Raw genomic sequence first — 13,299 nt, forward strand, 5'->3', positions numbered from 1 at the left:
CGCTTCTTCGTTAGGCGGTCTTCATCTTCTGTTGCGTGGCTCCGGTCGTCATGCCGTGGGCGAATGAGTGAGATGCGTAAGTACATCGAGTGCCGCTGCCGACGCCTGAATCGCCGAACGCCGGTGATAGAAACCAAGCGCGCGCAGACCGCCGAGTTCTTCACCGCCGCCTGCGCGTCCCGGTCCACCGTGAAGCGACATCGGCATCACGTTGCCGTGGCCGGTCTGACTCTGCTCGACGGAAGGCGAAACCGCATGCACGCGGCCATGCGAATCGGCGAGCTCGAGAGCAAGCCTGCCGAGGTGCGCGTCGTCGTTTGAATAGATCGATGCGACGAGCGAGCCCTGTCCGCGCCGCGCGAGGTCGACCGCGTGCGCTTCGCGCAGTTCGCCGACGCCGTTTGCGACGCGATATGGCGCCACGCTCGCCACGGGTCCGAAAACTTCGACATCGTGCAGCAGCGTCGCGTTATCCGGATCGTTGACGACGAACAGATGCGGCCCAATGCAGGCAGCAACAGCCGCATCGGCGTCGATGAGCGGCGTGGCCGATCCGTCGTACGCGAGCACCGCTTCGTCACGCAACGCTGCAATGCCCGCCAGCACGTTCTCGTATTGCGCGCGGTTCACGAGCGATCCCATGCGCACGGCGTCGTTGCGCGGATTGCCCACAGTGATTTTCGCGAGTTTCGTTTTCAGCGCATCGACCACGGCATCGAGCGCGGTGTCGGGAACGAACGCGCGCCGGATCGCCGTGCACTTCTGCCCGGATTTCACGGTCATTTCGCGCACGACTTCCTTGATGAAAAGCTCGAATGCGGGCGTGCCGGGCGTGGCGTCCGCACACAGAATCGCGCTGTTCAGACTGTCGGCTTCGACGTTGAGCCGCGCGCCGCGTGCGACGAACGCCGGGTGCGCGCGCAGCGTTGCGGCCGTTTCGGCGGAGCCCGTGAAGGACACGACATCGCATGCCTGAATCTGGTCGAGCAGCCCAGCCGAGCCGCCGCAAATCACAGAGAGCGCGCCGCGCGGCAGGATGCCCGCGTCGACGACATCGGCGATCATGCGTTGCGTGAGCCACGCCGTCGCAGTCGCGGGCTTGACGATGACGGGCACGCCGGAAAGCAACGCGGGAGCCGCTTTTTCCCACAAGCCCCACGACGGGAAGTTGAATGCGTTGATAAAAAGCGCGACACCGCGCGTTGGCGTCAGCACGTGTTGCACGCTGAACGATTGATCCTTGCTCAATGCGCTCGCGTTGCCGTCGCGCAGCGCATGCACATTGCCGAGCGATGCGCCTAGCCTCGCGTAGTACGACAGCGTGAAAATGCCGCCGTCGATATCCACCGCCGAGTCATTGCGCGTCGTGCCGGAGTTCGCGAGAGCGATCGCATAGTAGTCGTCGCGCTTTGCCTGCAGAAGCTTGACGACATCGGCGAGACGCGCGGCGCGCTCAGCATAGGTCAGCGCGCGAAGTGCCGCGCCGGCTTCGTCGCGGGCAAAGCGGAACGCGTGTGAGAGATCGAGTCCTTCGCTGGACACTCGAACGAGTGCTTCTCCCGTTACCGGATCGGTCAGCGTCTGTCCTTCTCCGGTTCCCGCGACCCATTGGCCCGCTATGTGGTTCTTCAATAGTTCGATCATGACGGCACTCACGCAGCGGTAAATTCGATTGCGCCTTGCGGCAGGAGATAAAGCACGAGCGCTTCGCCGTTCGCCACCGTGGGTCGATGCGCGGAGCCTGCCTGATAGACGCACCACCCCGCAGAATGGCCGTCGAAGGTCGCGCCTTCGGTCAGCGGCATGATGAGATCGATCTCGCCGTGCGGATGCACATGATGCGGGCCGGCAATGTTCTTCATGTCGACCACGTCGACGGAAAAGCCGTGGGTGTCGGGCAGCGCCTTGAAGATGCGGCCGTAGCGGATGCCGCCGCCCTCCCGGTTGCACAGCCAGCCCTCCGCGACTCCCGCGCGGCATGCGGCAGCGAGATCGCGAAAGGTCTGGCTGTCCACGGGATAGGTGCTGTTGAGCCAGTCCGCGAGTTCGGCGTTCAGTGGCCGGCCGGCGAGTTCCGCCGTGACGCCTGCTATCAGGAGCTGGAAATCGGATGGGGACATGCGAGCCTCCGGACTGTGCGCACGCACCTTAATGCATGTGACGCGCTGCGCGGTCTCCGTAATGCCACTCGAAAAATCGCGGCAAGCTTGGTATGTGGATCAATGTTGGGCGAAAATTAACCGTTCACCCAGTGTGTGTCAAGCACTATAGTACATGTATCGATGGATCTAGGTAGAAAACATGAACCGGAATAACGTTGGGTCGCCGTCCAACTCGCCGTCCGACTCGCCGCCGCTCCAAACTGTCGGCGAGGAGAGCGGGCGCGGCGAGCGCACCGGCGAGCGCGAGGAGCGCGACCCGTTTTTGACCGCGATGGGCGAGCGCGTGCGTCTGCTGCGCGCGCGGCGCGGCATGACCCGCAAGACACTGGCTGCTGAAACCGGCCTGTCGGAGCGGCATCTCGCGAATCTGGAATCGGGCGTCGGCAATGCGTCGGTGCTGGTGTTGCGGCAGATCGCGGCCACGTTGAACTGCCCGCTGGCCGAGGTGATCGGCGACGAAACCACTGCGTCCGCCGAATGGTTCCTGATTCGCGAACTGCTGCACGGGCGCGATCAGGCGGCATTGCAGCGCGCGCGAGTGGCGCTTGCCGAGATGTTCGCGCAGGCGCCGCGCGACCCGCATCGCAAGGACCGGATCGCGCTGATCGGACTGCGCGGCGCCGGAAAATCGACGCTCGGCCGGATGCTCGCGCAGGAGCGCAAGGTACCGTTCGTCGAGCTGACGCGGGTAATCGAGCAACTGGCGGGCTGCCCGCCAGCGGAAATCCATTCGCTATATGGCGCGAGCGCTTACAGACGGTATGAACACCGCGCGCTCGAAGCGGTGATACAGGAGCACGAACGCGCGGTGATCGCGTCGCCGGGCGGACTGGTGTCCGAGTCCGGCACGTTCAATGCGCTGCTGTCGCACTGCTTCACCGTATGGCTGCAGGCGGCGCCGGAAGAGCATATGCGCCGGGTCGTCGCGCAGGGCGATCTGCGGCCCATGTCCGGCAACAAGGAAGCGATGGACGACCTGAAGCGCATCCTTGCCGGCCGCAGCGAGTTGTATGGCCGCGCGGATATGACTTTCGACACGAGCGAGAAAACCTTGGCGGACGCCTATCTGCAACTGCGCGACCGCCTCGCCGCGCGGCTGGCAGCCGAGTCGCCCGACGAGGCGCGGGCCGTCTGATACGCACTGAGACGTCGGGGTTAACACCGTAACATGCATTAAAGTGCTTTACATGGGTTTGTCTGTGCACTATTGTTCGATCAACAATTTGCATCGTCCAGCCAGGAGACGCCCATGTCCACAGCAGAAACCGCCATCGCGCCGGTCGACTACCGCACCGATCCCTCGCAGTACAAGCATTGGAAGCTGAGTTTCAACGGCCCGGTGGCGACGCTCGGTATCGACATCGCGGAAGACGGCGGTATTCGCGACGGCTATAAGCTCAAGCTGAATTCGTACGACCTTGGCGTCGATATCGAACTGCACGACGCCATTCAGCGAATCCGTTTCGAGCACCCGGAAGTTAAAACCGTCGTGTTGACGAGCCTGAAGGACCGCGTGTTCTGCTCCGGCGCCAACATTTTCATGCTCGGTCTTTCGTCGCATGCGTGGAAGGTCAACTTCTGCAAGTTCACGAACGAAACGCGCAACGGACTGGAAGACTCGTCGCGTCATTCAGGCCTCAAATTTCTTGCGGCGGTGAACGGCGCCTGCGCGGGCGGCGGTTATGAACTCGCGCTTGCGTGCGACGAAATCTACCTGGTGGACGACCGCTCTTCGTCGGTGTCGCTGCCGGAAGTGCCGTTGCTCGGCGTGCTGCCCGGCACCGGCGGACTCACGCGAGTCACGGACAAGCGCAAGGTGCGCCATGATCGCGCCGACATCTTCTGCACGGTGGTCGAAGGTATTCGCGGCGAGCGGGCAAAAGCCTGGCGTCTCGTGGACGAGGTCGTCAAACCGAACCAGTTCGACCAGGCCATTCAGGCCCGCGCGCTCGAACTCGCCGCGCAGAGCGATCGTCCTTCTGACGCGCAAGGTGTGATGCTCACGCGCATCGAGCGTACAGAGCGCGACGACGGGCTCACGTATAAAACGCTAGACGTCACGATCGATCGCGCTAAACGCATCGCGACATTCACCGCAAAAGCGCCGCAAACGGAACAGCCCGCGAATATCGACGCGATCGTCGCCGCGGGCGCGAACTGGTGGCCGCTGCAATTCGCTCGCGAACTCGACGACGCCATTCTGTCGATGCGCACCAACGAGCTTGAAGTCGGCACATGGATATTCCGAACCGAAGGCGACGCGCGCAACGTGCTCGCCGCCGACGCGGTTTTGATGCAGCACAAGAACCACTGGTTCGTACGCGAAACGATTGGCTTGTTGCGCCGCACGCTCGCGCGTATCGACGTTTCGTCGCGTTCGTTGTTTGCGTTGATCGAACCGGGCTCGTGCTTCGCCGGCACGTTCGCCGAACTCGCTTTTGCCGCGGATCGCTCGTATATGGCCGCATTGCCGGGCAATGAGGAAGAGGAGCCGGCCATCACGCTGTCGGAAGCGAACTTCGGTCTCTATCCGATGGTGACGCATCAGTCACGGCTTGCGCGCCGCTTCTATGAAGAATCGGAACCGCTCGACGCCGTGCGCTCGCTGATCGGCCAGGCGGTCAGGCCGGTCGAAGCGGAGCGTTTGGGGCTTGTCACTGCAGCGCCGGATGACATCGATTGGGCCGACGAAATTCGGATCGCACTCGAGGAACGCGCGGCAATGTCTCCGGATGCGCTGACCGGACTCGAAGCGAATCTGCGCTTTAACGGCCCGGAAACAATGGAGACGCGCATTTTTGGCCGTCTCACCGCGTGGCAGAACTGGATCTTCAACCGGCCGAACGCAGTGGGCGAGAAGGGCGCGCTCAAGGTGTACGGCAAGGGCAGCAAGGCGCAATTCGACGTATCGCGAGTTTGACGCACGAGCGCGAGGCGACGCCCGCTTCCCCGTACGCCTCTCACCTTCCGCATTGCAAGGAACGACCATGTCAACGATCAACTACAGCGAAAAGATTCCGAACAACGTCAATCTCGCCGACGACCGCGCGTTGCAACGCGCGCTCGAACAGTGGCAACCGAACTTCCTGTCGTGGTGGGGCGATATGGGCCCGGAAGGCTCGCACGGCTACGACGTGTATCTGCGCACGGCGGTGAGCGTGGATGCGGGAGGCTGGGCACATTTCGATCATGTGAAGATGCCGGACTATCGCTGGGGCATCTTTCTGACGCCGGGTGACCAGGACCGCAAGATTCACTTCGGCGAACATAAGGGCGAAGCCGCATGGCAGGACGTGCCCGGCGAGCACCGCGCGAATCTGCGCCGTATCATCGTGACGCAAGGCGATACGGAGCCCGCTTCCGTCGAGCAGCAACGACACCTCGGCTTGACCGCACCTTCCATGTACGACTTGCGTAACCTGTTTCAGGTCAACGTGGAAGAAGGCCGCCACCTGTGGGCGATGGTGTATCTGCTGCATCGCTACTTCGGTCGCGATGGTCGTGAGGAAGCCGAAGCATTGCTCGGACGCCGTTCCGGCGACGACGACAATCCTCGCATTCTCGGCGCGTTCAACGAGAAAACGCCGGATTGGCTCGCGTTCTTTATGTTCACGTACTTCACCGACCGCGACGGCAAGTTCCAGTTGTCCGCACTCGCTGAATCGGGCTTCGACCCGCTCGCGCGCACCACGAAGTTCATGTTGACGGAAGAGGCGCACCACATGTTCGTCGGCGAATCAGGCGTTTCGCGCGTGATTCAGCGGACTGCTCAGGTGATGAACGAACTCGGCACCGACGACGTCGCGAAGATTCGCGCTGCCGGTGTGATCGACTTGCCTACCATTCAGCGCTATCTGAACTTCCATTACTCGGTGACGATCGACCTGTTCGGTGCGGACCATTCGTCGAATGCGGCCACCTTCTATAGCTCGGGCCTGAAGGGCCGCTATGAAGAGGGCAAGCGCGACGACGATCATCAACTGAACGGCCAGAGCTACAAACTGCTGGATGTGCAGGACGGCAAGCTCGTGGAGCGCGAAGTGCCCATGCTCAACGCGATGAACGAGGTGCTGCGCGACGACTATATCAAGGACTCCGTCGCGGGCGTCGGGCGCTGGAATAAGGTGCTCGAAAAGGCCGGGATCGACTTCCGCATGACGGTGCCGCACAAAGCGTTCAACCGGCAGATCGGCACGTTTTCGGGCACGCGCGTGTCGCCCGACGGCCGCGTGATCGGCGAAGCCGAGTGGGCCGCAAACGAAGCGAAGTGGCTCGCCACACCGGAAGACCGCGCATTCGTTGCGTCGCTCATGGGACGCGTCACGGAACCCGGCAAGTTCGCGAACTGGATTGCACCGCCCGCGATGGGCGTGAACCGCCAGCCGGTCGATTTCGAATACGTGCGCTTCAACTGAACGCAGGTTTCGCGCAGTGCACGAGTTGTTGAAATTGCACGAAGCGCGCGTGGCAAGCTTGCGCAGCACTACATGGTGGAGGAAGTCATGAACGGCCCAGTGTCGATCGAGGTTCTCAGACAGCATCTGATCGATCCGGAAATCTGCATTCGCTGCAATACCTGCGAAGAGACCTGTCCGATCGACGCGATCACGCACGACGAAAACAACTACGTCGTGAAGGCGGATGTCTGCAACGGCTGCATGGCATGCGTGCCGCCGTGTCCGACAGGCGCGATCGACAACTGGCGCACCGTGTTGAAGGCCGACGCGTATCCGATCGAAGAGCAATTCATGTGGGACGTCTTGCCGGAGCAGAACACAATGGCCGCGCCCGCAGTGGAAGAATCGCCCGCTGCGGAGACTGCCGACGATGCTTCGGCGAATACGGGCGGCATTGAGGTAGACACCGTGCGCGGGTCAGTCGTGCCGCCGTGGTCCGCCGCGAAGCCTTACGTCAACCTCTACACACACAAGACACCGACTACCGCGACCGTGGTCGGCAACTACCGGCTCACCGACGCATCGACCGAAAGCGACATACATCACATCGTGCTCGATTTCGGATCGATGCCGTTTCCGGTGCTCGAAGGCCAATCGATCGGCATTCTGCCGCCCGGCGCCACGGCCGACGGCCGCATGCATCATGCGCGCCAGTATTCGATCGCCAGCCCGCGCGACGGCGAGCGCCCTGGCTACAACAACGTCTCGCTGACGGTGAAGCGCGTCGCGCAGCGGCATGGCGATTCGATCGACGGAGTCTGCTCGAACTATCTGTGTGATCTGAAAAAGGGCGACGTGGTCACGGTGATCGGCCCGTTCGGCGGCACGTTTCTGATGCCCAACCATCCGAACTCGCATCTTCTGATGATCTGCACGGGCACCGGTTCCGCGCCGATGCGCGCAATGACGGAATATCGCCGGCGCCGCCGCCTGAAAGGCGCAACTGGCAAGCTGATGCTGTTCTTCGGTGCGCGTACCAAAGAGGAATTGCCATACTTCGGGCCGCTAACTAATCTGCCGAAGGATTTCATCGACACCAATCTCGCATTCTCGCGCACGCCGGGTCAGCCGAAGCGCTACGTGCAGGACGCGATGCGTGAACGCGCGGTCGACGTCGCGCAGATGCTCAAGGACGACAATACGCATATCTATGTATGCGGGCTAAAGCGTATGGAAGACGGTGTGCTGCAAGCGCTGAAAGAGATCGGCGAGCAGCATCAGGTAGATTGGGAGGCGCTGTGGGCAAAGCTGAAGAAAGAAGGGCGCCTGCATCTGGAAACGTATTGATCCGGCCGCGCCAGATGGCCGGCTGCTATCGCGAAGGGTCAGCGCCTTGCGCTCGTTGTGCGGGCGAGACTGCCCCGCACGCGCGAATCACGAGTTGCACGACTTCTTCGGTCGTCGCCTCGAACGACTTCTGCGTCAACGCGCGCTTGCCTTTGAGCGCGCGAATCTGTGCGTCGAAGTCGGCGTAGTGCTGCGTCGTCGCCCAGATCATATACATCAGCGTTCGCGCATTGACAGGCGCGAGCAGGCCCCGCGAGATCCAGTCGTCGATTACTTTTACACGGCTGTCCAGCCATGGCTTGACGCGCTCCGTGAGAATGTCTTCCATATGCTCGGCGCCGTGAATGATCTCGCTCGCCCATACTTTCGAGCCGAGCGGACGCCGCCGCGACAACTCCATCTTTGCGCGCACATATCCGCCGATCGCCTCCACGGGATCGTCGCTGCATTCGAATGTATCTGCTGCGCGGTACCAGTCTTCGAACAGGTCTTCGAGCACACGCCGGTAAAGCGCAAGCTTGGTCGGGAAGTAGTAATGCACGTTGGCTTTCGGTAAGCCCGCGCGTTCGGCGATCATCGCGGTGCTCGCGCCGTCGAGTCCGCGTTCCGCGAAGACCGCTTCCGCACAGGCCAGAAGATGCGCTTCGTTCGTCTCGCGTATGTGCGCCTTGCGCCGCCGCAAAGGTGCGCGCGTTTCGTCGTTTTCCGTGATGCCTCCAGCCACGTCGTCGTCTCTCATGTTCGCCTTCGGCGGCATGGGTGCCGCGTCGCGCTTCATTCTAGTCGCTTGACGCGCTGCGGACACACGTATTTCAGAAGCCGCTTCCAACCCTGCTGCATTGCAATGGCACGCTTCTCGCTCTATGTTCGGCCGTACGAAAGGCATTGATTTGACGGTGTTAATCGTCTACAACCTGTCCAACTGGACAGGATTGAGAAAGCGGGACATGCATCAGGGTTTGCCCTCGCCATGAGAAGCAACCGGGAGCATGGAACCTGCACCGCAGTCGTGCGGACACGCCCCAAAGCCGCCGCTCATGCACCAGTTTCATGTCGGTTCACCGGAAGGAGCGAGACGAATGAACGCGGTATCCGAAGCGCTAAAGCGGGCAGAGCCCGCTACGTCGATCAGGATCGACGGCAAGCGGCTGTGGGACAGCCTGATGACGATGGCAAAGATCGGTGCAACGCCTAAGGGCGGCGTATGCCGCCTCGCGCTGACCGATCTCGACAAAGAAGGGCGGGACCTGATAGTTAGCTGGGCGAAGGAAGCCGGCTGCACGGTCAGTGTCGATCAGATGGGCAACGTGTTCATGCGCCGCGCAGGACGCAATCCCGATGCGTTACCTGTGATGACCGGCTCGCATGCGGACTCGCAGCCAACGGGCGGTCGCTTCGACGGCATCTACGGCGTGCTGGGCGGTCTGGAAGTGATTCGTAGTTTGAACGATCACGGTATCGAAACCGAGCATCCTGTCGAAGTCGTGATCTGGACCAACGAGGAAGGCTCGCGTTTTGCGCCGGCCATGGTTGCGTCGGGCGTGTTTGCGGGCGTGTTCTCGCTCGAATACGGTTTGTCGCGCAAGGACGTGGATGGCAAGACGATCGGCGAGGAACTGCAGCGCATCGGCTATGCGGGCGATGTGCCATGCGGCGGTCGCCGATTGCACGCGGCGTTCGAACTGCATATCGAGCAGGGGCCGATTCTCGAAGCCGAGCAGAAAACCATTGGCGTGGTCACGGATGCGCAAGGTCAGCGCTGGTACGAAATCACGCTCACGGGACAGGAGGCGCACGCGGGTCCGACGCCGATGCCGCGCCGGCGCGATGCACTGCTCGGCGCTGCGCGGGTAGTTGACCTCGTCAATCGCATCGGGCTGGATAACGCGCCGCTCGCATGTGCGACGGTCGGCATGATGCAGGTCTATCCGAACTCGCGCAACGTGATTCCTGGGCGGGTGTTCTTTACCGTCGACTTCCGGCATCCGGACAACGCGGTGCTGGCGAAGATGGATGCCACGTTGCGCGAGGGCGTGGCGCGCATCGCGAGCGGCATCGGCCTCGAGACCGAACTCGAACAGATCTTTTACTACGAGCCCGTTGCATTCGACGAAGCTTGCGTGAAGTCGGTGCGCGCAGCGGCCGAGCGCTTTAGTTACTCGCATCGCAACATGGTCTCCGGCGCGGGGCACGACGCCTGTTATCTCGCGCAAGTCGCGCCCACTTCAATGGTGTTCGTGCCGTGCGTCGACGGGATCAGCCACAACGAAATCGAGGACGCCTCCTTCGAATGGATCGAAGCCGGCGCGAACGTATTGCTGCACGCGATGCTGGAGCGTGCGTGCGAGCCGGTTTCATAGTGCGCGGATCAACGTCGCTTGCGGGCGCCGTCCCGACTTCTGATTCTAAGCCGGACTGCGAGCCGGACTGCGAGCCGGATTACCAGCCGGATTACCAGCATTAACAGCTTCACGCTAGCGCCAGAAAAACATGCCGTCCGGGCTTCGCTCACGCGAGAGCCGGCAGGTGCGGCTGCGTCCTCACATCGACAGAAGGAACGTGTATGGCCATCAAGCAAACCGGCGACATCGCCGCGCAGCGCCTGTCGCCCGAACAGCTTTCCTGCGAGTTCTCCGACATTGCACCTTTGCTCGACGCAAGCGCCGCCGCCGCGGCGGCGAGCCGCTGCCACTACTGTTACGACGCGCCGTGCGTCAACGCTTGTCCGACGTCGATCGACATTCCCAGCTTCATTCGGAAGATTGGCAACGGCAACCTGAAAGGTGCGGCGGTAGATATTCTGTCGGCCAATCCGCTCGGCGGCATGTGCGCGCGCGTGTGTCCGACCGAAATTCTGTGTGAAGGCGCCTGCGTGCGCAACCACCAGGACGCTAAGCCGGTGGCGATCGGCGCGCTGCAACGTCATGCAACCGACTGGGCGATGGCTCGCGGCGAAGCGCTGTTCAAGCGGGCGCCCGCAACCGGCCGGCATGTTGCAGTGATAGGCGCGGGGCCTGCGGGCCTCGCGTGCGCGCATCGCCTTGCACTGGCGGGCCATGACGTAACCATCTACGACGCTCGCGACAAAGCCGGCGGACTCAACGAATACGGCATTGCCGCTTATAAAACAGTCGACGACTTCGCGCAGCGTGAAGTGGAATGGCTGTGCTCCGTGGGCGGCATCGAAATAAGAAACGGCGTTGCGCTAGGGCGCGACATCGACCTCGATACGCTGCGCAAGCAACACGACGCCGTGTTTCTCGCGATTGGCCTCACGGGCGTGCGCGCACTCGCAATGGCCGGCGAGGAACTGAGCGGCGTGATGAACGCAGTGGACTTCATCGAACAGGTTCGCAGCGCGCGCGACCTCGGCACGGTGCCAGTGGGCCGCCGCGTCGTCGTAATCGGCGGAGGCAATACCGCTGTGGATGCGGCTGTGCAAAGCCGCAAGCTCGGCGCGACATCGGTAGCGATGGTGTATCGGCGCGGCGTCGAATCCATGAGCGCGACGTGGGCCGAACGCGACTTCGCACAAACCTGCGGCGTCACGCTTATCACGCATGCAACGCCGGTACGTTTGATCGGCGAGGGCGGCGTGCTGACGGGTGTCGAGTTCGAACGCACAGTGAGCGCGGGCGATCAGGAGCGCTTCGTCATCGAAGCGGACATGGTGCTCAAGGCGATCGGCCAGACGCTCGTGCCGGTAGGGATCGAACGCGAACTGCTGACGCTCGACGGCATCCGCATCGCTGTGGATGAAAACGGGCAGACGTCGCTTGCCGGCGTCTGGGCGGGCGGCGATTGTGCGGCCACGGGCGGTATCGACCTGACCGTGCAAGCCGTGCAGGACGGCAAGCTCGCGGCCGCCGCCATCGATGCGCAGTTCGCTCGCACCGCAGTGAAAGCCGCATAGCGTCGATCGCTGCATAGCACTGAAAGACACAAGAAAACAGCCGTCCCCAAGGAGCCGAACATGGCCGATCTGCGCTGTACGATTGCCGGCATCACATCGCCGAATCCCTTCTGGCTCGCGTCCGCGCCGCCGACCGACAAAGCCTATAACGTGAACCGCGCGTTCGAAGCCGGCTGGGGCGGCGTGGTGTGGAAGACACTCGGCCTCGACCCGCACGTGGTCAACGTGAGCTCGCGCTACGGCGCAGTGCAATGGAACGGTCAACGCATCGCGGGGCTCAACAACATCGAGTTGATTACGGACCGCCCGCTCGACGTCAATCTGCGCGAAATCGCACAGGTGAAACGCGACTGGCCCGAGCGCGCAATGATCGTCTCGCTGATGGTGCCGTGCAATGAGCGCGACTGGAAGTGGATCTTGCCGCTCGTGGAAGACACCGGTGCCGACGCAGTCGAACTGAATTTCGGATGTCCGCACGGTATGAGCGAACGGGGGATGGGCGCGGCCGTCGGCCAGGTGCCCGAGTACATCGAGATGGTCACGCGCTGGGTCAAGGAAGGCACGAAGCTGCCGTGCCTCGTCAAGCTCACGCCGAACATCACCGACATTCGGCTCGGCTCGCGCGCGGCATATAAGGGCGGCGCGGACGGCGTGTCGTTGATCAACACGATCAACTCGATCGTCGCCGTGGATCTCGACGCAATGTCGCCGTTGCCGATGGTCGACGGCAAGGGCACGCACGGCGGCTACTGCGGCCCGGCAGTAAAGCCGATTGCACTGAACATGGTCGCCGAAATCGCGCGCGACGTGGAGACGCCCAACCTGCCTATTTCGGGTATCGGCGGCATTTCGACCTGGCGCGATGCGGCCGAATTCATGGTGCTGGGCGCGGGCAGCGTGCAGGTCTGCACGGCGGCCATGCACTACGGTTTTCGCATCGTCACGGATCTCGCCGACGGTCTTGCAAACTGGATGGACGAAAAAGGATACGCGACGCTCGACGACATTCGCGGCCGCGCCGTGCCCAACGTCACCGACTGGAAGTACCTGAACCTCAAGTACGACATCAAGGCGCGCATCGACCAGGACAAGTGCATTCAATGCGGCCTGTGCCATATTGCGTGCGAGGACACCGCGCATCAGGCGATCACGAAAGAAAAAGATGGCGTCCGGCATTTTGAAGTGATCGACTCCGAATGTGTGGGCTGCAATCTGTGCATGCATGTGTGCCCGGTCGAGCAATGCATCACCATGGAGCGCGTGGATAACGGCGAGTACGCGAACTGGACCACGCATCCGAACAATCCGGCGCGAGTGAATGCTCCGGCTAGCGATGTCGAGGCAGAGTCAGCGAACGCCGAAGCCGCCCACGCAGCAAAAGCCGCCTGAAATAAAGGGCGAATCGTTGTAAGCGCGGTTGTAAGCGCAGCGCTAGTACGAACCGGTGTTTTCTCTAACGCCCGACGCGCCGACAGAAGCC

General features: G+C 62.4%; 10 protein-coding genes. 7 read left to right on the plus strand and 3 right to left on the minus strand.

The features are described from left to right. Positions 1–48: 48 nt before the first annotated feature. Both JMY24_RS03295 and JMY24_RS03300 read right to left on the minus strand, forming a co-directional pair. On the minus strand, positions 49–1,644 hold the full coding sequence (locus tag JMY24_RS03295; protein WP_128595470.1) for a 3,4-dehydroadipyl-CoA semialdehyde dehydrogenase: 1,596 nt from the start codon (positions 1,642–1,644) through the stop codon (positions 49–51). Positions 1,645–1,652: 8 nt separating this feature from the next. Then, complete coding sequence (locus JMY24_RS03300) at positions 1,653–2,120, minus strand: DUF4863 family protein (RefSeq protein ID WP_128595469.1); 468 nt, start codon at positions 2,118–2,120, stop codon at positions 1,653–1,655. Positions 2,121–2,301: 181 nt separating this feature from the next. Here JMY24_RS03300 and JMY24_RS03305 point away from each other — a divergent pair, with 181 nt between their 5' ends. From JMY24_RS03305 to boxA, 4 genes are all read left to right on the plus strand, one after another. Next, positions 2,302–3,297 carry a helix-turn-helix transcriptional regulator gene (locus JMY24_RS03305; RefSeq protein WP_128595468.1) on the plus strand — a complete coding sequence of 332 codons (996 nt, stop codon included), beginning with the start codon at positions 2,302–2,304 and terminating at the stop codon, positions 3,295–3,297. A gap of 114 nt (positions 3,298–3,411) precedes the next feature. Continuing rightward, a complete protein-coding gene (boxC, locus tag JMY24_RS03310) occupies positions 3,412–5,082 on the plus strand; it encodes a 2,3-epoxybenzoyl-CoA dihydrolase (protein ID WP_128595467.1) in 1,671 nt (556 codons plus the stop codon). A 67-nt stretch (positions 5,083–5,149) separates the two neighbouring features. Further along, on the plus strand, positions 5,150–6,577 hold the full coding sequence (gene boxB, locus JMY24_RS03315) for a benzoyl-CoA 2,3-epoxidase subunit BoxB (protein WP_128595466.1): 1,428 nt from the start codon (positions 5,150–5,152) through the stop codon (positions 6,575–6,577). 87 nt (positions 6,578–6,664) lie between these two features. Further along, positions 6,665–7,906: a benzoyl-CoA 2,3-epoxidase subunit BoxA gene (boxA, locus tag JMY24_RS03320; protein WP_128595465.1), complete on the plus strand. Its 1,242-nt coding sequence runs from the start codon at positions 6,665–6,667 to the stop codon at positions 7,904–7,906. 25 nt (positions 7,907–7,931) lie between these two features. Here the strand turns inward: boxA and JMY24_RS03325 are convergent, their stop codons facing one another. Further along, positions 7,932–8,684: a TetR/AcrR family transcriptional regulator gene (locus JMY24_RS03325; protein ID WP_128595464.1), complete on the minus strand. Its 753-nt coding sequence runs from the start codon at positions 8,682–8,684 to the stop codon at positions 7,932–7,934. Between the two features lie 301 nt (positions 8,685–8,985). On the opposite strand from JMY24_RS03325, the gene JMY24_RS03330 reads away from it, so the two are divergent. The 3 genes from JMY24_RS03330 (at position 8,986) to preA (ending at position 13,208) form a co-directional block, all read left to right on the plus strand. Next, entirely contained in the window at positions 8,986–10,266 is a 1,281-nt protein-coding gene (locus JMY24_RS03330; RefSeq protein ID WP_128595463.1) for a Zn-dependent hydrolase, read from the plus strand. Between the two features lie 203 nt (positions 10,267–10,469). Further along, the gene (locus JMY24_RS03335) at positions 10,470–11,819 is read left to right on the plus strand and encodes an NAD(P)-dependent oxidoreductase (protein ID WP_128595462.1); all 1,350 of its coding nucleotides are present in this window, start codon (positions 10,470–10,472) and stop codon (positions 11,817–11,819) included. 60 nt (positions 11,820–11,879) lie between these two features. Continuing rightward, positions 11,880–13,208, plus strand: a complete 1,329-nt coding sequence (gene preA, locus JMY24_RS03340; protein ID WP_128595461.1) for an NAD-dependent dihydropyrimidine dehydrogenase subunit PreA — start codon at positions 11,880–11,882, stop codon at positions 13,206–13,208. Positions 13,209–13,299 lie beyond the last annotated feature (91 nt).

The sequence above is a fragment of the Paraburkholderia kirstenboschensis genome (assembly GCF_904848585.1).
GTDB classification, from domain to species: Bacteria; Pseudomonadota; Gammaproteobacteria; order Burkholderiales; family Burkholderiaceae; genus Paraburkholderia; species Paraburkholderia kirstenboschensis.

Bases quoted from the DNA above. Each gene is read 5' to 3' on its own strand.
- JMY24_RS03295 (WP_128595470.1), bottom strand. From the start codon at position 1,644: ATGATCGAACTATTGAAGAACCACATAGCGGGCCAATGGGTCGCGGGA.
- JMY24_RS03300 (WP_128595469.1), bottom strand. From the start codon at position 2,120: ATGTCCCCATCCGATTTCCAGCTCCTGATAGCAGGCGTCACGGCGGAA.
- JMY24_RS03305 (WP_128595468.1), top strand. From the start codon at position 2,302: ATGAACCGGAATAACGTTGGGTCGCCGTCCAACTCGCCGTCCGACTCG.
- boxC (WP_128595467.1), top strand. From the start codon at position 3,412: ATGTCCACAGCAGAAACCGCCATCGCGCCGGTCGACTACCGCACCGAT.
- boxB (WP_128595466.1), top strand. From the start codon at position 5,150: ATGTCAACGATCAACTACAGCGAAAAGATTCCGAACAACGTCAATCTC.
- boxA (WP_128595465.1), top strand. From the start codon at position 6,665: ATGAACGGCCCAGTGTCGATCGAGGTTCTCAGACAGCATCTGATCGAT.
- JMY24_RS03325 (WP_128595464.1), bottom strand. From the start codon at position 8,684: ATGAAGCGCGACGCGGCACCCATGCCGCCGAAGGCGAACATGAGAGAC.
- JMY24_RS03330 (WP_128595463.1), top strand. From the start codon at position 8,986: ATGAACGCGGTATCCGAAGCGCTAAAGCGGGCAGAGCCCGCTACGTCG.
- JMY24_RS03335 (WP_128595462.1), top strand. From the start codon at position 10,470: ATGGCCATCAAGCAAACCGGCGACATCGCCGCGCAGCGCCTGTCGCCC.
- preA (WP_128595461.1), top strand. From the start codon at position 11,880: ATGGCCGATCTGCGCTGTACGATTGCCGGCATCACATCGCCGAATCCC.